This window comes from Endozoicomonas sp. ALD068 (genome assembly GCF_049310145.1).
Classification (GTDB): Bacteria; Pseudomonadota; Gammaproteobacteria; order Pseudomonadales; family Endozoicomonadaceae; genus Endozoicomonas_A.
This window is the reverse complement of the sequence record NZ_JBLYNU010000004.1, coordinates 2,214,772-2,241,058: the sequence shown is the minus strand read 5'-3', so window position 1 is coordinate 2,241,058 and position 26,287 is coordinate 2,214,772. Positions and strand designations below refer to the sequence as shown.

Genomic DNA, 26,287 nt, shown 5'->3' with positions numbered 1-26,287 from the left:
TTAAATGGGTTGATTTATATATCCACGGAGGTCAGACCTGACAGAATGGTCACCCATTCCACTACATCCTTTCAGCTGCAGACTGAATATCCGGATCAGATTTCAGTTTGTCGCTAAGGTATTCGTAGATTTGGGGAACTCGTGAGAGCAGAGGCAGGACAAAATCCTTGTCATTTTTAAGGGAATCAGCGACATAGAACATGGCTAAAGGATTTTCCTCAATGATTGTCCTCAACAGGACTTTGTTGTTTTTTGCTGTCTGTCCGGCATAGTAAAAGGCAGGAAAATAGCTTCTGGTAGCCAACAAAACCACTTGCGGGTCATTCCTGAGATCCGTGCTGGCATATTTGAGTGCATCCGCATAATTATTGATGGCAAGCTTTACCAGCGACTTGTCATTTCTGAGACGTTCACTGGCATAAGCTAACAAATCTCCTTGCTGCTCTATGGCAGATTTCGCTATGTCAGTATCATCTTTAAACAGGTCGGCGATCAAACTAAATATTTCCGGGCTTTGCTGAACCAGCGAAAGTACCAGATCCCTGTCATGATCTAAATCAAAGTCCTCTCGCAGCAGTTCAATGCAAGCTTCCCGCCCCTGCCATTCGCTTGCAATGGCCATGCTACAGAGCAGTTCCTTTATTATTCTTGCAGCATCATTCGGCTCAAGGTGTTTGGTATCAGCATTAAATATTTGGCGAAGTTCTGAATTTCTATTCGGATCTTCAGTTGCCTCAATAAAATGACAAGCTTTACTGGCCATATCAAAAAACAGCTTGTATTCGCTATCCAGATAATCGAGGAAAGTATATTCATGATTCCAATAATCTGCCTCCCTGTCATTGATTGCATCCAATACCAGGCAATGTTTGAACGTCCAGTTATTTAAAGGTTCGTCCAGCCCGTTTTGACACCTTTTAACCAGCGTTTCAAAATACCATTTGTCGTTATTTTTACTGAAATTAAATTGGTTGATTGATATATCCATGGAGGTGAGCCCGGACAGAATGTTCACCAATTCCACAAAGGCCTTCTGTAATGCTGGTGTGGAATCAAACCGGGTATACTCTATGGTCATTTTTCCCGCGCTTTGATTGAAGCTGATCGCCATTGGCCGTGAACTTTTATCTAATGATGCGCAACGCAGTGTCTGGACCAAAAACCAGAAACGCTTCAATTTACCCTGTAAGTGCTCGTTTTTCTTGTCTTGGGAAAAATCATCTGAGATGTTGAGGCGGAGTGTTCGGCCCTTGCCTCCCTCGGCCTGTTCCAGCATGGTTATGGTACAGATGTGCACTCCCAGAGTTGCATTAACAAAGGCGGCATCCACCATATTCAGCACGCTTAGTTCAAATAAACTAGGCTTGCCCAGTACCGAGATGCAATTGTCGTCTAATAGTCCGGAAACTCCCCGGGGGAGTATCTCAACCAGCGTTTTGTCTTCTTCAACTTCGGTAATTTTTCCCTGGCCGGATGCGCCAGCCACCGGCGCGAGAGCGTTGACAAATTGCTGATGAAGCCAGTAGATCAGGTCGTGGACAGTACAGATTTCGCATTCATAACTGGGCTGGTTCAGTTTTTGCAATGTATCCAACAAGGTCTGGCAATCTCTCAGCCATTGTCCGAAATCCGTCCGCCGGGAGGGCAATTCTTCATTGCCAGCCAGCGGCGTGACCACTTCTGTGTAAAGGTCATCAATGGCATCCTCCAGGTCTATCAATTGTGTTTCAAGGTACGGGAGTTCATCGGTAAAGGGCTGGATTTTGGAGGGTATAGCAACCGCTTCAGACCCGACGGCCAGATCTAAATAACGCCGATAACCGGATAAAAATTGTTGCAGATCGCCCTGCAGAAGATGAATCTCCCTGCCAAGTTGTGATAACAGATCCGATCGGTTTGCTGACATGCTGATTGCCTTGCTTCGTCCTGGTCCAAGGCAATGGCTAAGTAACCGGTCAGCGCGAAAGTAGTCCAGCAACCGGTCATTCTGGCGATTCAGCCAGCCAAAACCTTCATCGACTCTGGTGAACTCGGGTGGTTCTGCAGGACTGCTTGCGGGTAAGCTGACGATATCCTGACCGGAAGTGGTGCTATTGGCCTGCCAGAAGGCAGACTGGTCGCCGGTCAGCAAACAGGCTCCGGGGCTGCCGGCAAAACTGCCTGCCACCAGTGTTACCTGTTGTCCGCTGCTCTGTCTTAATGCCTCAGAATACTGACAACCAGCCAACAGACAGGGTATACCCGCCTGACGCAGGGTGATGGCAACATGATCGTTGGTTCCCCCTTGTTTGAACACACAGCCGCCCAGACGTTTTAAAATATCGGGTGCCAGCATCCAGTCACTGGCGTGATTGGCAAAAAGAAGGGTTCCGGACGGGATCTGTTCTGCGTTGACCGGTTCGTTGACCGCCAGGGCCAAACCACTGCAGCAACCTTCACTGACCATGATGCCTTCAGCCATCGACACGGCTGGTGCTGGTTCAGAGAAACGGGTACTGCCCGGCAGCTGGGTCACTGGCCGACACTGGAACAGGTACAATTGCCCTAACATAGACACGCCGAACTCAATATCCATCGGGCAACAGAACATATCTTCCAACTGTTCTGTGTATTCCTGCAGTTTTTGCAATATCTTGTCAGAAAGCATGATGTCTTTTGCATCGGTGGTTGCCGTGGTGCTCTGTTCGATATAACCCGTTTCATCGGTCTCTTCGTCGGTGATTTTTTCCAGAACAAACTGTGTGGTAACGTCTCCAGCGGTAAATTGCCGATCCGGTTGACTGTTTTCGTCATCATTGCGCCTGATCCTGAAGCGATGAGGGCAGATGCCTGTACGTCCGGAGACCGCCCCCCGGGGTTGACCCGGAGCAAATTCCACCTGAATGGTATCGTCCTGTAAGGTTGAGTGGCTGATCACTACGCCCCCCAGCTGGCAATGAATGCACTCCTGCATGACCAGCGCCATGGGTTTTACCTGTCCGTTTGGACAGACTTCAGGCCGGTAGGCGGAGGACAGGACTTGCAGGCAGGTTTTCAGGATATCGCCGCCACCATGAACCCGGGAATCATAGCGACCGGCCTGGGCGTTGCCGAAGCGGTCTTCATCGACACCGGAACTGCGAACGATGCAGGCTTCGCTGGCTTGTTGCTGAAGCATGAAGTAGCGATGACGAATATCCTCGGCAGCACTGACATATTTGACCTGTTGATAGAAGTCCTCACTGGCAATAAATCCGGATAACCCCTTCAGCCATTCTGATTGTTGCGGATGGGGGAGTTCGCTAATGATTGTGCGCAATTGTTCCAGGCTGAAAGATTCCTGGCTCCGGGTGTCAATATCTGGCAAAAAGTGCAACAGGCATTTTGCGGGGAAAGGCTGTTGCTCCAGCCTGGCGACCAGGGTTGTGTCAACCACAGTAAAGGGTGGAACCGGGATACTGGCCTGCTGCATACGCTGCAGAAACAGTCCCTTGCCGCCCATAAAGGCCCGGGTTTGCCTGTCATCGGTGACTGACAAGGTGTCAAGCTGCAAGTCATGGCCGGTAGGTCTGTGGTTATCCGTATTCGGAAGTTTGATATTACGAGCAGGTAGTTGAGGACAAGAGAGAAGCGTTTTGTCTGAATTATCCGTCCAGTGCCCCATGTCAGGAGGAGAGTCTTGCCTGGCAGAAATAACAGAACGAGCGAATGCAGATGCGCTGTTGCAGTCTGGCTTACGGGCAGGTTTCAGTGAAGTTAAGCCTGGTGTTGTTGGTTGAGCCTTTTCCATGACTGTGATCTCTATAATTCTTCTCACATCTGACCGGTGCTTTTGAAAAAAGTTTCAACTAATCGTCAGTCCGGGTTTAAGCTGCAGGAACTTTTTTGATGTAAAAAAGTCAGAAACTATAGTGCCGTTTTTAAAAGAACCTTAATACCAACACCATCATCCCGATGAAGTCAGGTATTCATCGTCAGCAGTGACTCACCAGCGGCTCAGGAATGACGTCGGGTTTATCTCTATGTTTAACGCTTCCTTGCTTCAGGAACATCAGGGCGGCAATACGAGTGGGGTAATTCTAATCCGGACATCACAATGATTTTGCAATTACTCCAGGGGTTATTGATATGGATTCATTACCAGAAACAGGAAATTCACTCTCGACAGCATCGTTTACGAACCCTGAGAGTTGTTCGGCGCAATCTGGCAAAAATTCAAACACTGCACACTGCCTGTCCCCGGGTAGCAGAGAGCAGCTAAGACAGGAATTGCACGCAGCCCTGAAGGTCGGCACTTTGGGGGCTCGACAGATTCGGGCGTGCGACTCGGAATCATGTTATACAAGATTCGAAAAAGAGTCGATTTATCATGACCATAACGACGAGTATCCAAAAGCACCAAGACCGGTCAACCTGATTATCGAAGATGTGCCTTCTTTATTACCCCCAACGAAAGATGTCACAGTTGGCATTCTAAAACCCGATACGCTCGCTGCTTATAAAAATCATGCTGTTACAGCTCATTTACAGTTCAGGGGTTTAAAGCCGGATGAACTTTCTACTAAATGCCTCCCTGACCACAGTTCACTGAGATTGAAAAAGCTCGAGCAAGCTGACCGGCTCTGTAGTGTATACAGGAAGTCTACGTCAGGTGAACTGCGACCGAACGGCACATTCAAAGCGCCCGAATTCAGGGAAAAAGATAATGAAAAGTTAAGAAACCCTGCAGAATGGCTAACCACCGGCTATACAAAATCACACATCAAGTGTTTTTTCACGATCAAAGAGAACATTGCCAAAAGTATTACCGATCATTTGCAGGATAAACACCAATTAGAGGAGGCTTTAGGCATAGACCCATTGCCCTGGCTGGTGTTTTCCAGGCAAGGCGGTTCTGCAGAGGTTTATTTTGAGGATGAACTCCCCAGTGATCATCTGTTAACGCTTAATGAAGCCAGGCTCAGAAATTTTGCGATATCCCATAACATTTCTGAAGAGATCTTGATGATGTTATTGAATCTTCTGCCATTGCCGTTAAAAGCAGAAATTCTGAATCAACAGTATCTGCCAACACAGCGGCATCCGGTTCAGGTTGAGGACATTATGAAACTGGTAACGAACCCGGATTCCTCCACTCATCAACGCTTACGGAAATTAATAGACCAGGGTTTCCCTGTACAAAAGAAAGTATTTTACGAAGGAGAATACCAAACACTATTTGATGTGTTGATCGAATCAGCAGGCGAATTATGTCTTTACGACCATCTTCACAGAGAGACAGCAGCTGACGAAGACCAGTGTATGAGCTGGACAGCTAAACAGGAAGCTATTTTTGTCCAATTAGCCACTGATCTGGCCAAATGCGGAGTGTCTGTTAATGAGAAAACCGCCAACAACATTCTACAGGATTTTTATTCAATAAGGCTTTGCCGCCATCTGAAGGCGTTGGGATTATCCTACAAGGGTATTGATTTACGGTCTATGATACTTTGCCACCCATCTTGCAATGATCCGGCTGTGATGCTGGAGTTTCATCAGCGTTGTCTGAGACTCAGTTCAGCACAACTGCAGGAAGCGTTTTACCTTGTCCTTCAACGACCTTTTGAGGGACATCATCCCTTTAACCAACTTAGGAATTATTTGTTAGCACTGTTTCATTTTGGCAAGCCCAATGAGCAAACATTAAGCGCCGTGAGAAAAGAAATAGCTGACACCGGCCCTAAAGGCATCAAAGAATCCTTGGGAAAGCTGAGTGCAGATGACTATATCATCTGGATTAAAGCACTCTGGAAATGCCGAGATAAACAGCCCTTTTACCAGCAATGGCCAGAAAAAGTCAAAGCAGAGCAACAACAAATAGTCGAACTGCAAAAGTCCCTCGGCCTCAGCGACTGTCGATCTGCCCAACCTGCCTCCCTGACGCAACCAGAGGAGTTGCAATTTCTCGTTGACGCCTTCAGCGTTCCACCGGTTTTGCCCAATGCCAGGGATAACGAAGAGACCATTTTGAAAATACTGCAGCATTATTACCGTCGCCCCGGTCCTGAGCGAGTCATCCAATGCCTTGGCAGTGACACATTGCCCGGGGTATGGAAGCCTGATCACAACTGCAGTCATGTATTGCGGGCCCGGAACAATCTGTTGTGGTACATCGAGTTGCTGGAGAAATCCGATCTGATGCGTTTCTCTGAATCTGAAAAGAACCTGTTGTCGTTGGCGATCATCTATCATGATGCCGCTGCAGAAGATGTCCCCAAAGAGGATGAAGAAGACAGGGCGGCTTCCTATTTCAAGCGGGATCTGAAGGGGCAGTACCCACAACATCAGCTGAATGATATTGCCGAAGCACTGGCCCGCAAGGAAGACGACCTACAGGGTAAGAGCGACCAGAATCTGTCCACACAGGTTCGCGGTTATCTGCATGTATTGCGCTTTGCCGACCGCATGGACTTTATCCGATTCAGCGGGGTTGATGCCTCGTTCCCGGGACTCTTCAAAGACCGACAAAAGCCCAGACAGTTTGACCCATCGCGTCTGGATCTGCCGTCGCAACTGACCCGGAATTTCACCCATGGTCCTGCCCTGAAACCGGACTTGCAACAGCAACTGGAAGCCGCCATGCACGGTGCTGCTGATCTGCTACAAGTCACTGGCAGTGACAGCAAAGACCTGCGGACGGTTCCCTATGTTCAAACTTTCCAGCTCCAGCCTGACAGGACCGCTATCACCGATAAATTTGAACACACGCCCCTGCCTCTGCAGAACATGGAAAAATACCTGGATGATAACGTCCGGCGCTATATTGCCAGCCGTGCAGGCATTAACACCTGTTCCAGCCCTGACCATACAGAGTGCAAGACTGACCAGAAAAAGGGGATTACCCGTGGCATCCACAACAGTTTTCATGATCTCAGACAAGTCAGGGTGCCTGAAAGAATGACCCGTCTGGAAAAGATGCAGTGTCGCCATGGCTTCAGATTACTGAGCACTGAAACACAAGAGGCCATCGTTCAGGAGGTGCAACGACTGCAATCCAAAGGGATACTCATGAGCCTCGGCACATTAACCCAGGAAACCCTGAAATCACGTAAGGCAAAAAGAGCGCTTGAGAAAAGAGGATTTGCGGTGGTTAATGAGAAACGTTTCAGGGGATATGACAAGAAAGGTAAGGTAAAGCTGCAGGAAATGCGGGTGCCCGTGAAGGTTGTTCCTGATCGTGATGTTAGTGTTTTGCCGTATAAGGAATGAAGCGAAGACGCAACAAGGCTGGCTGGAATAGGCACAGCCAGCCTCATAAGTTGTGCCTATTGCTCTATTGCCTGAATCAAGCGTCCTGGTTCCGGGCTGCAGCCTGAATATCCGGATCAGATTTCAGTTCCTCGCCAAGGTATTCGTAAATGCGGACATCCCTTGAGAGCAGTGGCAGAACAAAGTCCTTGTCGTTTTTAAGGGACTCAGGAGCAAAGTCCATGACCTTAGGGTTTTCTTCAATGAGTATTCTCAAGAGGGTTTTATTGTTTTTTACTGTCTGCCCGGCATAGTGAAAGGCATCAAAATGCCTTCTGGTAGCCGCCATAACCACATCAGGGTCATTTTTGAGATCCGTACCGGCATACTTTAGTGCACAGCCATCACTTTTAATGGCAAGCATTACCAGCACTCTATCCTTTTTGAAACGAGCGCTGGCATATTTTAATGACAGCCCTTGCTGTCCTATTGCAGATTTGGCTATTTCAATATCATCCTTGAATTCGTCGGAGATATATCTGAATACATTTGGGTTTTGTTGCACCAGGAAAAGCACCAGATTCCTGTCGTGATCTATATCAAAGTTCTCACGCAGGAGTAAAATAAAAATCTTTGGAGAGTGGGTTTCAATGGCCATGTGAGCTAGCAGTTCTTTTGTTATTCTTGCAGCATAATTCGGCTGAAGGTGTCCGGTAGCAGCGGTCAGGATTTGACGAAGATTTGAACTTCTATCCGGGCCTTGAGTTGTGTTAAGAAAATCATCAACTTGTTGGACCATTTCATGGAAGAACCTGTATTCGCCGTCCAGAAAATCAAGGAACGCAAAGTCATAGTAGTATGAGGGTATATGGCGGCTTTTGATGACATCCAATACCAGGCAATGTTTGAATATCCAGCTATTCAGGTCGTCGTTCAACCCGTTTTGGCACTTTTTAACCAGTGTTTCAAAATACCACTTATCGGTATTATTTCCGCGATTAAAATTGTTGATTGATATATCCATCGAGGGCAGTCCTCTCAGGACAGTGATCAATTTCACAAAGCCATTCTGTAACGCTAAGGTGGTATCAACCTGGGTGTATTCTATGATCATTTTCCCCGCGTTTTGATTGAAACTGATCGCCATTGGTCGTGAACTTTTATCAATTGATGCACAACGTAGTGTCTGGACCAAAAGCCAGAAACGTTTCAATTTGCCCTGTAGGTGTTTTTTTTCCTCGTCTTGGGAAAAACGATCAGAGATGTCGAGCCGAAGTGTACGGCCCTTACCTCCCTCGGCCTGTTCCAGCATTGCTATGGTGCAGATGTGCACTCCGAGGGTTGCATTAATAAAAGCGGCATCCACCATATTAAGCATGCGTAGCTTTACTATGCCAAGTCTTCTCAGTACAAAAAGGCAATTGTCGTTTAATAGTCCGGGAACTCCTTGGGGGAGTATGTCAATCAGTGTTCTATTTTCTGTGATTTTGGTGATTTGTCCCTGCCCTGATGCTGCTGCCACCGGGGCGAGAGCGCTAACAAATCGCTGATGAAGCCAGTAAATCAGGTCGTGGGCAGAGCGGATATCGCGCACTTCTTCTGGCTGGTTCAGTTTTTGCAATTTATCCAGCAAGGCCTGGCAATCTCTCAGCCACTGTCTGAAATTCGCAGACTGGTCCGGTACTTCCTGGTCGCTGGTCAGCGGTATGACCACTTTTGAGCGCAGGTTAGCAATGGCATCTTTCAGGCAATTGCTTTGTGTTTCAAGGGATGAGAGTTCCTCGGTAAAGGGTTGGACTTCGGCTGCTATTGCATTCGATTCAGACGCTGTGGCCAGCGTTAAAAAGTTCTGATAACCGGATACAAATCGTTGTAAATCCTCTTGTAGCTGCTGAATCTCGATGCCAAGCTGTTCTAATAGTTTCGATCGGTTTGCTGACATGCTGACGGCCTTACTTCGCCCCGGGCCAAGGCAGAAGCCTGCTAACCGGTCAGGGTGAAAATAGTCCAGCAACCGGGTATTTTGGCGATTCAGCCAGTCAAAACCTTCGTCGACTCGGTTGAAGTTCGGTGGCTCAGCAGCACCGGTTGCGGGTGAGCTGATGATATCCTGTCTGGAACTGGTGCTATGGGCCTGCCAGAAGGCAGACTGGTCGCCGTTTAGCAAACAGGCTCCGGGGCGGCCGGCAAAACTCCCTGCCACCAGTGTTACCTGTTGTCCGCTGCTCTGTCTTAATGCCTCAGGATACTGAGAACCAGCCAACAGACAGGGTATACCCGCCTGGCGCAGGGTGATGGCAACATGATCGTTGGTTCCCCCCTGGTTGAACACGCAGCCGCCCAGACGTTTTAAAATATCGGGTGCCAGCATCCAGTCACTGGCGTGATTGGCAAACAGAAGGGTTCCGGGCGGAATCTGTTCTGCCTTGACCGGTTCGGTGACCGCCATGGCTACACCACTGCAGCAACCTTCACTGACCATGATTCCTTCAGCCAGTGGCAGGGTTGGCACAGGTGCAGAGAAACGGGTACTGCCCGGCAGCTGGGTCACTGGTCGGCACTGGAACACGTAGAGTTGCTGATCGCCATCCACGCCGAACTCAATATCGACCGGGCAACAGAACATATCTTCCAGCTGTTCTGTGTATTGCTGCAGTTTTTGCAATATCTCGTCAGAGAGCATGATGTCTTTTGCATCCGAGGATGCCGTCGTGCTTTGTTCGATATAACCTGCTTCGCCGGTCTCTTCACCGGTGATTTTTTCCAGAACAAACTGAGTGGTAACGTCTCCAGCGGTAAATTGCCGATCCGGTTGACTGTTTTCGTCATGACTGCGCCTGATCGTATAGCGATGGGGTTGGATACCTGTATTTCCAGAGACCGCCCCCCGGGGTTGACCTGGTGCAAATTCCACCTGAATGGTATCGTCCTGTAACGTTGAGTGGCTGATCACTACACCCCCCAGCTGACAATGAATACACTCCTGCAGGACCAGCGCCATGGGTTTTACCTGTCCGTTTGGACAGACTTCAGGTCGGTAGGCGGAGGACAGGACTTGCAGGCAGGTTTTCAGGATATCGCAGCCACCATGAACCCGGGAATCATAGCGACCGGCCTGGGCGTTGCCGAAGCGGTCTTCATCGACGCCGGAACTGCGGACGATGCAGGCTTCCCCGGCTTGTTGCCGGAGCCTGAAGAAGCAATGGCGAATATCCCGGGCAGCACTGATATTTTTGACGAGTTGATAGAAATCCTCACTGGCAATAAACCCGGATAACCCCTTGAGCCATTCTGATTGTTGCAGATGGGGGAGTTCGGTAACAGTCCTGCGCAATTGTTCCAGACTGAATGATTCCTGACCCCGCGAGTCAATATCTGGCAAAAAGGGCAACAGGCATTTTGCTGGGAAAGACTGTTGCTCCAGTCTGGCGACCAGGGTTGTGTCAACCACAGTGAAGGGTGGAACCGGGATACCGGCCTGCTGCATACGCTGCAGAAACAATCCTTTGCCGCCAAAAGAGGATCGGATTTGCTCGTCTGTGATGAGAGTAGAAATGTCAGGTGGCAAGTCATGGTTGGCAGGCTTGCTATTTTTCGTAACCGGATGTTCGACACCACGAGCGGGTAGCGGAGTAAAAGACGGGAAAGCTTTACCTGGATAAACCTTCATTAACTGCAGCTGCTTGCGAGAAGGGCTCTCATGATCGTAAGGAGTGACAGAACGGTTGAGTGCGTACGCTGCCTGATCACCCGATAACCGGACTGATTTGTCCTCAGTCGGACCTGATTTTGTGGGTTGAATACTCTCCATAGCCTTGATTTCCTGGATTTCCTTGATTTCTTTGAAATAAGACCCTTACTTTTGAAAAAAGTTTCAATAAATGAACACCAGACCTCTTCTTGCACAGAGCTAATACCAATCGTATTTTCTAACTCCCGCAATGAGCATGGAGATTTGAGCCTTAAGACAAGGCGGCGTGAGGAGTCATAGCCTTAGCTATGGCGACGATCGCCAACGCAGGATTAAGGCTCAAATCTTCAGCGCAATAGGGAGTTAGAAAGTTCGATTGGTATAACAGAATGAGAGGTGTTTCTTGAGGGGTGTAGCGAAATCTTCGGGACAACATCGGGTACCGGTCATCTTTTTCTGCACCCCATCCGTTCACAAAAGCGCACTCAGAAGGTGAAAGTCAGAGTCAGAGGATTACACACGAAGAGCCCTGGTCTGTCGGCTTTTCAGGCTGATCTGAGCTCGTGATTTCAGGTTCAACTATATTCCTTTGACTGGCTGCGGCCAGAATATCCGGATCAGATTTCAGACTGTTGCTGAAATATTTATAGATGCAAGGCTGTTGTGAGAGCAGTCGAAGAATAAATTTCTTGTCATTTTTAAGGGAATCATCAATGCATGCGAAGGCTAAGGGTTGCTCCTTAATGATAATTCTCAACAAGGCTTTATCGTTTCTTGCTTTCTCCCCGGCATCAAGAAGGGGAGACGCAATCTTTTTCACGGCCAACAGAACCACCTCGTGGTCATTCCTGAGCTTGCTGCTGGCATACTTGATTGCATGACCATCTTTTTTGACGGCAATCTTTACCAGCGTTCTATCATTTCTGAGACGATCGCTGGCATATTGTAAAAAATATGGATTTTGTTCTATTGCAGTTTTAGCGATGTCAACATCATCCTTCAATTTGTCATCGAGAGATGCAAATATCTTTGGATTTTGCTTAACCAGCAGAAGCACCAGACCTCTATCCTTATCCAAATCAAAGTCCTCACGCAAGAGTTTAATAGCAACATCACGTATGCGCCGCCAATCATCCAGACTAGCCATACAAAATAACAGTTCTTTTATAATTCCTGGTGCAGCCTTCGGCTCAAGGTGGCTGGTAGCAGTGGTCATGACTTGGCGAAGTTCCGTATGGTTATTCGAGTCCTCAGTTGTCTGAAGCCAGTCTTGGACTTCTTTGGCCATTTCATAAAAGAGCCTGTATTCACTTTCCAGATAATCAAGGAGCGAAACACGAGGTCCGTAGTGGTCTAGACGATCGTCGAAGTCACCATCCCTGCCCCCTGAGATTGAATCCAATAGCACGTATTTTTTGAAGCTTGTCTCATTTCTTATGATTGCATCCAATACCAGGCATTGTTTGTATGTCGACTTATTTAAGGGATCGTCCAGTCCGTTTTGGCACCTTTTAACCAGTGTTTCAAAATCCCACTGATCAGTAGCACCCTGATAAGAATCGCTGAGTGACATATCCATGTCGCGCAGTGCTGACAGAATAACCAACAATTTCACAGAGGCCTCCTGTAATGCTGATGTGGAATCAACCTGATTGCACTCTACGGTTATTTTACCCGTGCTTTGATTGAAGCGGATCGCCATTGGCCGTGAACTTTCATCAATCGATGCACAACGGAGTGTCTGGACCAAAAACCAGAAACGCTTCAATTTACCCTGTAGGTGCATGTTTCTCTGGTCTTGGGAAAAATCGTCCGAGATGTCGAGGCGGAGTGTACGGCCCTTGCCTCCCTCAGCCTGTTCCAGCATGGTTATGGTGCAGACGTGTTGTCCGAGGGATATAGTGGCAAAAGCAGCATCCGCCATGTTAAGCACACCTAGCTTCAATCCGGGAATATTCCTCAGTAACGAGATGCAATGGTGGTTTAATAGTCCGTAAGCGCCTGGGGGGCGCATATCAATCAGCGATCTCTTTTCAGCAAATTTGGTAATTTCTCCCTGTCCTGATGCTTTAGCCACCGGGGCAAGAGCTTTAACAAATCGCTTATGAAGCCAGTAAATAAGGTCATGAGCAGAATGGATAGCTGTCACTTCCTCGGGCTGGGTCAGTGTTTGCAATTTATCTCGCAAGGTCTCGCAATCCTTCAGCCATTGTCTGAAATTCGCAGGCTGGCTGGATGCTTTCAGGCCAGTGGTCAGCGGTATGACTACTTTTGAACACAGGTTATCAATGGCATCTTTCAGGCTCTTGCATTGTTTTTCAAGGAGCTGGATTTCATTGCAAAAGGCTCGCACTTTAATGTGTGCTTTATCGGATTGAGACACTTTGGCCAGATCTAAAAAGCGCGTATAACCGGATACAAACAGTTGCAAATCATCCTGCAACAGCCGAATCTCCGTGCCAAGCTGTTGCAACAGATCCGATCGGTTTGCTGACATGCTCACGACCTTGCTCCGCCTCGGGCCAAGGCAGTGACTGAGTATTCGGTCAGGGAGAAAATAATCCAGCAAGCGGTTATTTTGGCGATTCAGCCAGCTAAAACCTTCGTCGACCCGGGTGAAGTCCGGGGGTTCTGCAGCACCTGTTGCGGGTGAGCTGACGGTCTCCTGTCCGGAATGGGTACTATTGGCCTCCCAGAAGGCAGACTGGTCGCCTGTCAGCAAATAGGCTCCGGGGCTGCCGGAAAAACTGCCTGCCACCAGTGTGACCTGTTGCCCGCTGGCTGCCTCAGAATATTGAGAACCAGCCACCAGACAGGGTATACCCGCCTGACGCAGGGTGATGGCAACATGATCGTTGGTTCCTCCCTGTTTGAACACGCAGCCGCCCAGACGTTTTAAAATATCCGGTGCCAGCATCCAGTCACTGCCGTGATTGGCAAGCAGAATGCTACCGGGCGGAATCTGTTCCGCGCTGACCAGCTCGTTGACCACCAGGGCCAGGCCACTGCAGTAACCTTCACTGACCAGGGTTCCTTCAGCCAAAGGCAGGGAGGGAGCGGCTGCACAGAAACGGCTACTGCCCGGCAGCTGGGTCACTGGTCGGCACTGGAAGACGAAGACATTCCCCCGGTTATCGACACCGAACTCCACATCCACCGGGCAATAGAACATATTTTCCAGCTGTTCTATATGTTTCTGGACTTGTTGTAATACCTTGTCAGTAAGCCTGATTTCTTTTGCATTGCCGGTTGTCGCAATGCACTCTTCAACATAACCCTCTCCACCGGTGATTTTTTTCAGAACAAACTGGCTGCTAACGTCTCCCGGGGTAAATTGCCGATCCGGTTGGCTGTTTTCGTCATTACTGCGCCTGATCGTATAGCGATGGGGGCGGATGCCTGCATTTCCGGAGACGGCCCCCCGTGGTTGCCCCTGTGCATATTCCAGCTCCATGGCATCGTCTTCCAAGGTTGAGTGGCTGATCACTACACCCCCCAGCCGGCAATGAATGCATTGCTGCAGGACCAGCGCCATGGGTTTTACCTGACCGTTCGGGCAGACCTCAGGCCGGTAGGCGGATGACAGGACTTGTAAGCAGGTTTTCAGGATATCGCCGCCACCATGAACCCGGGAATCATAGCGACCGGCCTGGGCATTGCCGAAGCAGTCTTCATCGACGCCGGAACTTCGGACGATGCAGGCTCCCCTGGCTTGTTGCCGAAGTAGGGTGTAGCAATGGTGAATCTCCCTGGCAGCACTGGTTTTTTTGACCTGTTGATAGAAATCCTCACTGGCAATAAATCCGGATAGCCCCTTGAGCCATTCTGATTGTTGCGGATGGGGGAGTTTGGTAACGATCGTGCGCAATTGTTCCAGACTGAATGATTTCTGGCTCCGCATGTTTATGTGTGGCAAAAAGGGCAACAGGCATTTTTTGGGGAAAGGCTGTTGCTCCAGCCTGGCGACCAGAGCAGTGTCAACCACAGTGAAGGGTGGAACCGGGATCCCGGCCTGCTGCATATGGTGCAGAAACAGTCCCTTGCCGCCCACAAAGGCCCGGTCATTGTTGGCTTGCAAGCTGGACAAGTCATGGCTGGCAGGCCTGCGGTTATCCGTATTCGGAAGTTTGATATCACGAGCAGGTAGTTGAGGACAAGAGAGGACAGTTTTGTCTGAATTATCCTTCATGCAGGGTGGGAAATCTTGCTTGGCAGAAATAACAGAACGAGCGAATGCAGATGCAGATGCTTTTTCGCATTTTGGCGAACAGGCAGATGTGGGTAATGCTAAGCCCGATGTTGTTAGCTGAGTGTTTTCCATGACTGTGATCTCCATAATCCTTTCTATATTTGACTGGTGTTTTTGAAAAAAGTTTCAACTATCCGTCAGTCTTATCCTCAACAGGGCTTCAATGTTTTTTGCTAACGACCTGGCATAGTCAAAGGAATAAATATTTCTTCTGGTAGCTGACAGAATCACATCATTGTCATTTTTGAGATCTTTACTGGCAGAGTGGAGAGCACAATCAATGATTATTGACGGCAAGCGATACCAGCGATGTATTGTTTTTGAGACGTTCGCTGGCAAAGGCTAATAAATCAGTTTCCTGTTCTATGGCAGTTTTAGCTATGTCAATATCATCCTTGAATAGGTCGGCGACATTTTTAAATATCCAAGGGTTTTGCCGAACCAGCAAAAGCACCAGATCCTTGTCATGATCTAAATCAAAGTCCTCACGCAGGAGTTCAATGCAAGCGTCCTGCAATGGCGAGCCGCTTGCAATAGCCATGGAAAGTAACAGTTCTTTTATTATTCTTGCGGCATCATTCGGCTCAAGGTCTTTGGTATCAGCATTAAATATTTGCCGAAGTTCTGAATTTGTGTTCGGATCTTCAGTTGCCTTAATACAATGACAAGCTTTATTGGCCATATCAAAAAACAGCTTGTATTCGCTATCCAGATAATCGAGGAAAGTATATTCATGATGCCAATAAGCAGCATCTCTGTCATTGATTGCATCCAATACCAGGCAATGTTTGAACGTCCGGTTATTTACTGGTTCGTCCAGCCCGTTTTGACACCTTTTAATCAGCGTTTCAAAATACCATTTGTCAGTATTTTTACTGAAATTAGATTGGTTGATTGATATATCCATGGAGGTGAGCCCGGACAGAATGTTCACCAATTTCACAAAGGCTTTCTGTAATGCTTGTGTGGAATTAACCTGGGTATACTCTATGATCATTTTCCCCGCGCTTTGATTGAAACTGATCGCCATTGGCCGTGAACTGCTATCAATTGATGCGCAACGGAGCGTCTGGACCAAAAACCAGAAACGCTTCAATTTACCTTGTAAGTGCTTGTTTTTCTCGTCTTGGGAAAATTTGTCCGAGATGTCAAGGCGGAGTGTTCGGCCCTTGCCTCCCTCAGCCTCTTCCAGCATGGTTATGGTGCAGACGTGCACTCCGAGGGTTGCATTAACAAAAGCGGCATCCGCCATATTTAGCATGTCTAGCTCTACTACAAAAAGTTTGCTCAGTACTGAGAGGCAATCGTCGTTTAATAGTCCGGGAACTCCCTGGGGGAGTACATCAATCAGCGTTCCATATAATGTAATATCGGTAATTTGTCCCTGACCGGATGCTTCAGCCACCGGGGCAAGAGCACTGACAAATCGCCGATGAAGCCAATAGATCAGGTCGTGGGCAGAATGGATATCGCTCATTCTTCCGGGCTGGTTCAGTTTTTGCAATTTATCCAGCAAGGTCTGGCAATCTCTCAGCCATTGTCTGAAATTCGTCCGTCGTCTGGGCAATTCTCCTTTGCTGGCCAGCGGCGTGACCACTTCTGAGTACAGGTCACCAATAGCATCCTTCAGGTAGCGCCATTGTTTTTTAAGGAGCGGGAGTTCATCGATAAAGTAACTGACTATCGAGCCCGCTGTAGACCCAATGGCCAGATCTAAAAAACGCTTATAACCGGTTATAAATCGTTGCAAATCGTCCTGCAGAAAATGAATCTCCATGCCAAGTTGTAGTAACAGATCCGATCGGTTTGCTGACATACTGATCGCCTTGCTTCGCCCTGGTCCAAGGCAGTGGCTTAGTAACCGGTCAGCGCGAAAGTAGTCCAGCAACCGGTTATTCTGGCGATTCAGCCAGGCAAAACCTTCGTCGACTCTGGTGAAGTCGGGCGGTTCTACAGGAGTGGTTGCGGGTAAGCCGATGATATCCTGGCCGGAAGTGATGCTGTTGGCCTGCCAGAAGGCAGACTGGTCGCCGGTTAGCAAACAGGCTCCTGGGCTGCCGGCAAAACTGCCTGCCACCAGTGTTACCTGTTGTCCGCTGCTCTGTCTTAATGCCTCAGAATACTGACAACCAGCCAACAGACAGGGTACACCCGCCTGGCGCAGGGTGATGGCAACATGATCGTTGGTCCCCCCTTGTCTGAACACGCAGCCGCCCAGACGTTCTAAAATATCGGGTGCCAGCATCCAGTCACTGGCGTGATTGGCAAACAGAAGGGTTCCGGGTGGAATCTGTTCTGCGCTGAGCGGTTCGGTGACTTCCATGGCCACACTACTACAGCAACCTTCACTCACCATGATTCCTTCAGCCATTGGCAGGGCGGGTGCTGGTGCAGAGAAACGGGTACTGCCCGGCAGCTGGGTCACTGGTCGGCACTGGAACACGTGGAGTTGTTGATCGCCATCCACGCCGAACTCAATATCGACCGGGCAACAGAACATATTTTCCAGCTTTTTTATGTATTTCTGCAGCTGTTGCAATATCTCGTCAGAGAGCGTCATGTCTTTTGCATCCGAGGTTGCCGAGGTGCTCTGCTCGATATAACCTGCTTCGCCGGTCTCTTCACTGGTGATTTTTTCCAGAACGAACTGTGTGGTAACGTCTCCAGCGGTAAATTGCCGATCTGGTTGACTGTTTTCGTCATCACTGCGCCTGATACTATAACGATGAGGGCGGATGCCTGTATTCCCGGAGACCGCCCCCCGGGGTTGACCCGGAGCAAATTCCACCTGAATGGTATCGTCCTGTAAGGTTGAGTGGCTGATCACTACCCCCCCCCAGCTGACAATGAATGCACTGTTGCAGGATCAGCGCCATAGGTTTTACCTGCCCGTTCGGGCAGACTTCAGGCCGGTAGGCGGACGACAGGACTTGCAGGCAGGTTTGCAGGATATCGCCGCCACCATGAACCCGGGAATCATAGCGACCGGCCTGGGCATTGCCGAAGCGGTCTTCATCGACGCCGGAACTGCGAACGATGCAGGCTTCGCAGGCTTGTTGCCGGAGCATAAAGAAGCAATGGCGAATGTCCTGGGCAACACTGATATTTTTGATCTGTCGATAGAAATCCTCACTGGCAATAAATTCGGATAACCCCTTGAGCCATTCTGATTGTTGCTGATGGGGGAGTTTGGTAACGATCGTGCGCAGTTGTTCCAGACTGAATGATTCCTGGCTCCGGGTGTCAATATCTGGCAAAAAGGGCAACAGGCATTTTGCGGGGAAAGTCTGTTGCTCCAGCCTGGCGATCAGGGTTGTGTCAACCACAGTGAAGGGTGGAACCGGGATTCTGGCCTGCTGCATACGCTGCAGAAACAGCCCCTTGCCGCCCATAAAGGCCCGGGTTTGCCTGTCATTGCTGCTAGGCAAGGTGACAGGCTGCAAGTCATAGCTGACGGGCCTGCGGTTATCCGTATTCGGAAGTTTGATATCACGAGCAGTGAGTTCAGGACAAGAGAGATGAGTTTTGTCTGAATTATCCTTCATGCAAGGAGAGGAGTCTTGTCTGGCAGAAATAACAGAACGAGCGAATGCAGATGCTCTGTCGCAGTTTGGCTTACGGGCAGGTTTGAGTGAAGCAAGGCCCGATGTTGTTAGCTGAGTGTTTTCCATGACTGTGATTTCCATAATCCTGGTTAATTTCGACCAGTGCTTTTGAAAAAAGTTTCAACTAATCAGTCCGAGCTTAATTGAGGTGTGCGACTCGCATCCACTGAGCTGGCTATGAAGCAGGCAGCCTCTGTAGTGCATGGGATGCAGAGATTTGGCGTTGATCAGTATGAGATTTCCATCCTTTGCGCTGCAGCCTGGATGTCCGGATCAGATTTCAGTTTATCGCTAAGGTCTTCGTAAATGCAGGGATATCGTGAGAGCAGAGGCAGGACAAAATCCTTGTCATTTTTAAGAGATTCAGTAGCAAAGTACATGGCTTCCGGTTTTTCCTTAATGATTTTCCTCGACAGGGCTTCATTGTTTTTTACTGTCTGTCCGGCATAGTAAAAGGCAAAAGCATAGTTTCTGGTAGCTGACAAAACCACAGCGGGGTCATTTTTGAGATCTGTACTGGCATATTCGATGGCTCTACCACAATTATTGACGGCAATCGTCACTAGCGATTTATTATTTTTGAGATGATTGCTGGCATACTCTAATAAATCTCCTTGCTTTTTTATTGCAGATTCAGCTATTTCAATATCATTCTTAAATCGGTCGGCAATATATTCAAATACCCTTGGGTTATGGCGAACCAGGAATCTAACCTGAGCCCTGTCGTCATCTAAATTAAAGTCCTCACGCAAGAGTTCAATATAAGTGAGTGTCGATATGCTTCCAATGGCCATGTGAGCTAACAGTTCTTTTATTATTCTTGCGGCATCATCCGGCTCAAGGTGTTTGGTCGCTGAGCTAAGGATCTCGCGAAGTTCTGTATTTCGATTCGGAGCTTTGGATGTGTTAGTCTGGTGGCGAGCTCTTTTGGCCAATTCAAAGAAGAGTCTGTACTCGCTATCCAGATAATCGAAGAACGTATAATCATAATGCCATTCTGTCGGCATATATCGGCTAGTGATTGCATCCAGTACCAGACAATGTTTGTATATCCAGTTATTTTCAGGTTCGTCCAGCCCGTTTTGGCACTTTTTAACCAGTGTTTCAAAATACCACTTTTCAGAAGTGTCACCGGGATTAAATTTGTTGATTGATATATCCATGCTGGTGAGTCCTGACAGAATGGTCACCAATTTCACAAAGCCATCTTGCAATGCTCGTTTTGTATCAACCTGAGTGTATTCTATGGTCATTTTTCCCGCACTTTGATTGAAACTGATTGCCATTGGCCGTGAATTGCTATCAATGGATGCGCAGCGCAGTGTCTGGACCAAAAACCAGAAACGCTTCAGTTTGCCCTGTAAATTCCTGTTTTTCTCGTTTTGGGAAAACTTATCTGAGATGTCGAGGCGGAGTGTTCGGCCCTTGCCACCCTCGGCCTGTTCCAGCATGGTTATGGTGCAGGCATGTATTCCGAGTGTTGCACTAATCAAAGCGGCATCCATCATATTAAGCATGCGAAGACTGGCTACGTTAAGTATGCTCAGTACCGAGATGCAATTGTCGTTTAATAGTCCGGAAACGCCTCGGGGGAGTAAATCAATCAGGATTCTCTTTTCTGTAATTTCGGTAATTTTACCTTGGCCGGATGCTTCGGCCACCGGGGCGAGAGCGCTGACAAATCGCTGATGAAACCAGTAAATCAGGTCATGAGCAGAATGGATATCGCACACTTCTCTGGGTTGGGTCAGTTTTTGCAGTTTATCCTGCAAGGTCTGACAATCTTTGAGCCATTGTCCTAAATTCGTCCGCCGGGTGGGCAATTCTCCTTCCGTAGCCAGCGGCAAGAGCACTTTTGAGCAGAGACCATTAATGGCATCCTCCAGGTATTTACATTGTTTTTTGAGTGCCGTGAGTTCATTGACAAAAGGCTGGACTCCGGAAGATAGGGCGCCCGATTCAGAGCCTGCAGCCAGATATAAAAAGCGCTCATAACCGGTTAGAAATTGCTGCAAATCGTTCTGCAGAAGAAGAGTCTCCATACCGAGTTCCGGTAATAGATTCGTTCGGTTTGCTGACATACTCATTGCCTTGCTTCGACCCGGAGCAAGGCAGTGGTTTAGTAGTCTGTCGGCATGAAAGTAGTCCAGCAAGCGATTATTCTGGCGGTTCAGCCAGTCAAAACCTGTGTCGACTCTGGTGAAGTCGGGCGGTTCTGTGAGACAGCTTGAGGGTCGGCTTATGATATCCTCACCAGAAGTCCTGCTATTGGCCTGCCAGTAGGCAGACTGGTCGCCGGTCAGCAAACAGGCTCCGGGGCTGTCGGCAAAACTGCCTGCCACCAGCGTTACCTGTTGTCCGCTGCTCTGTCTTAATGCCTCAGAATACTGACAACCAGCCAACAGACAGGGTATACCCGCCTGACGCAGGGTGATGGCAACATGATCGTTAGTTCCTCCCTGTTTGAACACGCAGCCACCCAGACGTTTTAAAATATCAGGTGCCAGCATCCAGTCACTGGCGTGATTGGCAAACAGAATGGCACCGGGTGGAATCTGTTCTGGGTTGACCGGTTCGTTGACCGCCAGGGCCACACCACTGCAGCAACCTTCACTGACCATGATTCCTTCAGCCAGTGGCCGGGCTGGCGCAGGTGCAGAGAAACGGGTACTGCCCGGCAGCTGAGTCACTGGTCGACTCTGGAACAGGTGGAGTTGCAGATCGCCATCCACGCCGAACTCAGCATCGACCGGGCAACAGAACATATCTTCGAGCTTTTCTATGTTTTTCTGCAGTTCTTGCAATATCTTGTCAGAGAGCATGATGTCTTTTGCATCGGTGGTTGCCGTCTTGCTGCGTTCGATATAACCCGCTTCACCGGTCTCTTCATCGGTGATTTTTTCCAGGACAAACTGTGTCGTAACATCACCCGGGGTAAATTGCCGATCTGGTTGACTGTTTTCGTCATCACTGCGCTTGATCGAATAGCGATGGGGGCGGATACCTGTGGTTCCGGAGACCGCCCCCCGGGGTTGACCCAGTGCATATTCCACCTCAATGGTATTGTCCTTTAGTGTTGAGTGGCTGATCACTGCGCCCCCCAGCAGGCAATGAATGCACTGCTGCAGGACCAGCGCCATGGGCTTTACCTGTCCGTTCGGGCAGACTTCAGGCCGGTAGGCGGATGACAGGACTTGCAGGCAGGTTTTCAGGATATCGCCGCCACCATGAACCCGGGAATCATAGCGACCGGCCTGGGCGTTGCCGAAGCGGTCTTCATCGACGCCGGAACTGCGGACGATACAGGCTCCACTGGCTTGTTGCCGAAGTCTGAAGTAGCGATGGCGAATACCCCGGGCAGCACTGATATTTTCTACTTGTTGATAGAAATCCTCACTGGCAATAAACCCGGATAAACCCTTAAGCCATTCTGATAGTTGCGGGTGGGGGAGTTTGGTAACGATCGTGCGCAGTTGTTCCAGGCTGAATGATTGCTGACTCTGCGTGTCTATATCTGGCAAAAAGGGCAACAGGCATTTTGCGGGGAAAGGCTGTTGCTCGAGCCTGGCGATCAGGGTTGTGTCAACCACCGTGAAGGGTGGAACCGGAATCCCGGCCTGTTGCATACGGTGCAGAAACAATCCCTTGCCGCCTATAGAGGATCGGATTTGCTCGTCTTTGATGAGAGTTGAAAAGTCAGCTGGCAAGTCATGGCTGGCAGGCTTGCTATTTTTCGTATCCGGGCATTCGATACCACGAGCGGATAGCGGAGTAAAAGACGTGAAAGCTTCACCTGGATCAACCTTCATTAACCGCAGCTGCTTGTGAGGAGGGCTCTCATGATCGTTAGGAGTGATAGAACGGCTGAGTGCATACGCTGCCTGACCACCCGACAACCGGGCAGATTTGTCCTCAGTCGGGCCTGATCTTGTTGGTTGAATGCTATCCATAGCCTTAATTTCCTTGATTTCGTTGATTACCTTTATATGAGACCGGTACTTTTGAAAAAAGTTTCAATAAATCAACATCAGGCCTCTGCTTGCACAGAGAGACCAGAATGAGAGCTGTTTCTTGAGGGTTGTAGCGAAATTTCCGGGCGACCTTCGAAAATAGCAGACACCCACCCTGAATATATTGAGAAATCTCTGGGAACGCTGAGTGCAGATGATTATATCCACTGGGTTAAAGCACTTTGGAAACGGCGTGGTCAAAAGCCCTTTTACCGGCGATGGCCAGAAAAAGTCAAAGTAGGGCAGCAACAAATAGTTGAACTGCAAAGGTCCCCTGGCCTCAGCCATTGTCGATCTGTGCAACCTGCCTCCCTGGCACAACCAGAAGCGTTGCAATTTCTCGTCGACGCCTTCAGAGTACCCCTTCAGAGTACCACCGGTTTTGCCTAATGCCATGGATAACGAAGAGACCATTCTGAGAATACTACAGCATTATCACCGTCGCCCCGGGCCAGAGCGAGTTATCCAATGCCTTGGCAGTGAAACATTTCCCGGGGTATGGAAGCCTGATCACAACTGCAGTCATGTATTGCGGGCCTGGTGGTTAAGGAGAAGCGCTTCAGGGGATATGACGAGAAAGGTAAGGTAAACCTGCAGAAAATGCTGGTGCCCGTGAAGGTTCCGCCTGATCGTAATTAAGCGAAGACGCAACAAGGCTGGCTGGAACAGAAGCAGGTAGCCCTCATGCAATAGCTACTGCTTCCTTCGACCGCTGCCATTCCAGAAGCTCTTTAATGGCTTTAATCACTTCTTCAACACCATGAATAATAGGGCTTGAATTGAGGTGGGTACTCTGTTTGAGGCTGGTTTCAAGCTCCAGACAGGCTTTCAGAAGTTTTGGTGCCGCGCAATATCGGCAAGCTCCGTGAAGTCTGTGAACCCGATCCAGTAACGGCTCATGGAGATGGTTTCGGAAGCTCTCTTCGATGGTCTGCAAATCCTCTGGCAAACCATCAAGTAGCATGTCCAGCATTTCTCTGGCCAGTTCCCGGTTGCCGGCTGCCAGTTGTATGCTCTTCTCCACGTCTATTGGTGAGGAGTCAGCCTCTAGCTGAACGGATAGGCTCTCTTCAGTCGGGTCATCCGGTGCCTGCACTGAATTGCCTGTCCAGTGACTGATGGTAGAGACCAGCTGACGGGTGTTGACGGGCTTGGTCATATAGTCGTCCATCCCGCTTTGCAGGATCTGCTTGCGTTCTTCAGGCAGTGCGTGGGCAGTCACTGCAATAATAGGAATACGGTTGTAAATAGTGTTGATATTTCTGATTCGACGAGTCGTTTCCAAGCCATCAATCTCAGGCATCTGAACATCCATCAGTATCAGGTCGAAGATTTTCTGATGGCAACATTCAATGGCTTCAAAACCATTTTTGGCAGTGACTACAGACTGATCCATTTTTAACAGAATGGTTTCCAATAGCTTAAGGTTGACCTCATTATCATCCACGATCAGGATATCCAGTTTTTTTTCAAACACTGCTTTGGCAGGTCGCATGACATCGGCTCCGGGGGCGGGGTTCGAAGTCATCCCTTTAATCGCCCGCAAGAGCTTGTTTCTGGCTACGGGTTTAAGGAGGCAGTGAATCCCTGAGGGCAGAGTATCCAGCAGGTTGCTGCTACCGGCCACGGCAAGAATCAGAACCGGGCTTTGCTGGAGATAGTTTACGGCGATTTTTAGGGTGCGCTGCAGATGATCGTCACCCTGGCTCAGCAGAAGCAGGTCATGGTTGTTATGAGTTTCAACGTAAGTCTGCAGTTCTGACAAAGACTGAAAAGAAGTGACTTTTAATCCCAGGCTCTGTGCCTGATGCCCTATGGAAAGCCTGGAGAGTTCCTGAGGCTCGTAAAGTAATACATGACGGCAGCCGGGTAAGGGCTCCGGCTTAAACAGAAGGCTCTCATCTTTTATCGAGCGGACTCGAATGGTAAACCAGAAAGTAGAGCCTCTGCCCAGATCAGAATCGAGTCCGATTTCCCCCTGCATCTGTTCGACAAGACTTTTGCTGATGGCGAGTCCCAAACCAGTACCACCGGCTTGTCGTGTTCTGCTGGAGTCAGCTTGAGAGAAAGATTTGAAAATGCGGGAGTGCTGTTCAGACGTCAGCCCTGAACCAGTATCTGTGACGGTAAACTTAAGTGTATGGATGTCAGCGTCATCCACTTGCTCCAGCATGACTCGAATGGCGACACTGCCGTAATTGGTGAACTTGATGGCGTTGCTTACCAGGTTGGTCAGAATCTGGGAGAGCCGCAGCTTGTCGCCAATGATATCTTCAGGAGTATCTTCATAAATGAAACTGACCAGTTCCAGCGATTTATGGTGTGCCGCAGGGGCCATAATAGCCAGGACATCGTCGATCACTTCCCGGATACTGAGTTGCTGATTGTCCAGTTCGAGCTTGCCTGCCTCGATTCTGGAGAAGTCGAGAATGTCATTCAGTATGGTCATAAGACCCTGGGCAGATTTCTCAATAGTGCACAGATACTCCCTTTGCTGTGATTTAAGTTCCGTTTCAAGCAGCAGGGCAGTGTAGCCGGAAATACCGTTTAGAGGTGTCCGAATTTCATGGCTCATATTGGCCAGGAATTCACTTTTACTCTTATAGGCTTCGAGTGCTTCTTTTCGGGCCAGGTCCAACTCAACATTCTGGATTTCTATGGTTTCCAGAGTTTCGTGTAATTCATTGGTGGATAAGTCAGCGCTTCTTTGCAACACCTCCCGGGAGTGAGTGAGCCGCTCGAGCAGTCTGTTGATAGCCAGCTCCAGTGTAAAGTAGAGACTCCCGGGAGAGGCTTCCAGTCGGCTATCCTGATCATCTGCATCGATTTTATCCATAGCATCGGCGATGGCCCGCATGGGGTTTATCAGGGAGCGGGACAGCTTCATGTAGAGAGAAAGGACAATGCCAATAGCCAGAGCCAGCAGAATAACGGCCACAAGAGTGGCTCTGTGTTTTTGTATACGTGTTTCCGAATAAGCGTATTCAATCTGCAGCCAGCCAAGGGTTTCAGTTGAATCACCACTGAGTCGAACCACGGGGGTAATAGCTCTTAAGGTATCCCGGGTGGTGAAAAGAGTCAGAGCGTCGGGAAGTGGTTGATCTATGCCTACAGGGAGCAGGTTGGGGCCGGTATGAAGTAATTCCCTGCCATTTCGATCGAGCAGGCTGACTGCCCTGATATCAGTATCATCCAGAATCCGGACCGCCAGATCACGGGTGTTCTGCATCTCACCGCTTTCTATTGAATAAACTACAAGCGTCGCCAGCTTGCGAGTCATGTCTCTGGCTTTCGTGGTCAGCTGCTGGTCAAGTCCGGCTAAATGTGCCCAGAGATAGAGGCTGCACGTAAGGGCAGAGATGAGTGTGCCCGGTAGCAGTGCTAAAACAAGAATCCTGCGCTGAACAGTCTGGAAAGATGTTTTCATAAGTAATAATTGTACAGACTGGATTATTATCATTTATGCTGGGGGCATCATAAGAGTTATGTGTCAGTTTTGGAAGTTTTGGTTTAGGAAGTTTTGGTT

The 26,287-nt window shown here is 49.0% G+C and carries 10 protein-coding genes; 2 read left to right on the top strand and 8 right to left on the bottom strand.

What is annotated here, in order from left to right:
* Positions 1-61: 61 nt before the first annotated feature.
* On the bottom strand, positions 62-3,769 hold the full coding sequence (locus tag ACO6V5_RS08005) for a DUF4116 domain-containing protein (RefSeq protein WP_422409000.1): 3,708 nt from the start codon (positions 3,767-3,769) through the stop codon (positions 62-64).
* Between the two features lie 338 nt (positions 3,770-4,107).
* On the opposite strand from ACO6V5_RS08005, the gene ACO6V5_RS08000 reads away from it, so the two are divergent.
* Positions 4,108-7,227 (top strand): hypothetical protein, encoded by a 3,120-nt coding sequence (locus ACO6V5_RS08000; RefSeq protein ID WP_422408998.1) that lies wholly within the window; start codon positions 4,108-4,110, stop codon positions 7,225-7,227.
* A gap of 76 nt (positions 7,228-7,303) precedes the next feature.
* On the opposite strand, the gene ACO6V5_RS07995 is transcribed toward ACO6V5_RS08000, so the two are convergent.
* The 6 genes from ACO6V5_RS07995 to ACO6V5_RS07970 form a co-directional block, all read right to left on the bottom strand.
* On the bottom strand, positions 7,304-11,017 hold the full coding sequence (locus ACO6V5_RS07995; protein ID WP_422408997.1) for a DUF4116 domain-containing protein: 3,714 nt from the start codon (positions 11,015-11,017) through the stop codon (positions 7,304-7,306).
* A 385-nt stretch (positions 11,018-11,402) separates the two neighbouring features.
* Positions 11,403-15,218, bottom strand: a complete 3,816-nt coding sequence (locus tag ACO6V5_RS07990) for a DUF4116 domain-containing protein (protein WP_422408995.1) — start codon at positions 15,216-15,218, stop codon at positions 11,403-11,405.
* A gap of 54 nt (positions 15,219-15,272) precedes the next feature.
* Positions 15,273-15,443 (bottom strand): DUF4116 domain-containing protein, encoded by a 171-nt coding sequence (locus tag ACO6V5_RS07985; protein ID WP_422408993.1) that lies wholly within the window; start codon positions 15,441-15,443, stop codon positions 15,273-15,275.
* On the bottom strand, positions 15,424-17,973 hold the full coding sequence (locus ACO6V5_RS07980) for a PEP/pyruvate-binding domain-containing protein (RefSeq protein ID WP_422408991.1): 2,550 nt from the start codon (positions 17,971-17,973) through the stop codon (positions 15,424-15,426). Before ACO6V5_RS07980 ends, ACO6V5_RS07985 begins: the two co-directional genes overlap by 20 nt.
* Positions 17,864-18,817 (bottom strand): PEP/pyruvate-binding domain-containing protein, encoded by a 954-nt coding sequence (locus tag ACO6V5_RS07975; RefSeq protein ID WP_422408989.1) that lies wholly within the window; start codon positions 18,815-18,817, stop codon positions 17,864-17,866. The genes ACO6V5_RS07980 and ACO6V5_RS07975 overlap by 110 nt, the downstream gene beginning before the upstream one ends.
* Positions 18,818-18,978: 161 nt before the next feature.
* Positions 18,979-22,701 (bottom strand): DUF4116 domain-containing protein, encoded by a 3,723-nt coding sequence (locus ACO6V5_RS07970; RefSeq protein ID WP_422408987.1) that lies wholly within the window; start codon positions 22,699-22,701, stop codon positions 18,979-18,981.
* 316 nt (positions 22,702-23,017) lie between these two features.
* Between ACO6V5_RS07970 and ACO6V5_RS07965 the strand changes: the two genes are divergently transcribed.
* A complete protein-coding gene (locus ACO6V5_RS07965; RefSeq protein ID WP_422408985.1) occupies positions 23,018-23,350 on the top strand; it encodes a hypothetical protein in 333 nt (110 codons plus the stop codon).
* 93 nt (positions 23,351-23,443) lie between these two features.
* Here the strand turns inward: ACO6V5_RS07965 and ACO6V5_RS07960 are convergent, their stop codons facing one another.
* On the bottom strand, positions 23,444-26,188 hold the full coding sequence (locus ACO6V5_RS07960; protein WP_422133564.1) for a response regulator: 2,745 nt from the start codon (positions 26,186-26,188) through the stop codon (positions 23,444-23,446).
* Positions 26,189-26,287: the final 99 nt, after the last annotated feature.

Coding starts and splice junctions, on each gene's coding strand:
- ACO6V5_RS07990 (WP_422408995.1), bottom strand. CDS start 15,218: ATGGAAAACACTCAGCTAACAACATCGGGCTTAGCATTACCCACATCT.
- ACO6V5_RS07975 (WP_422408989.1), bottom strand. CDS start 18,817: ATGGAAAACACTCAGCTAACAACATCGGGCCTTGCTTCACTCAAACCT.
- ACO6V5_RS07970 (WP_422408987.1), bottom strand. CDS start 22,701: ATGGATAGCATTCAACCAACAAGATCAGGCCCGACTGAGGACAAATCT.
- ACO6V5_RS08000 (WP_422408998.1), top strand. CDS start 4,108: ATGGATTCATTACCAGAAACAGGAAATTCACTCTCGACAGCATCGTTT.
- ACO6V5_RS07995 (WP_422408997.1), bottom strand. CDS start 11,017: ATGGAGAGTATTCAACCCACAAAATCAGGTCCGACTGAGGACAAATCA.
- ACO6V5_RS08005 (WP_422409000.1), bottom strand. CDS start 3,769: ATGGAAAAGGCTCAACCAACAACACCAGGCTTAACTTCACTGAAACCT.
- ACO6V5_RS07960 (WP_422133564.1), bottom strand. CDS start 26,188: ATGAAAACATCTTTCCAGACTGTTCAGCGCAGGATTCTTGTTTTAGCA.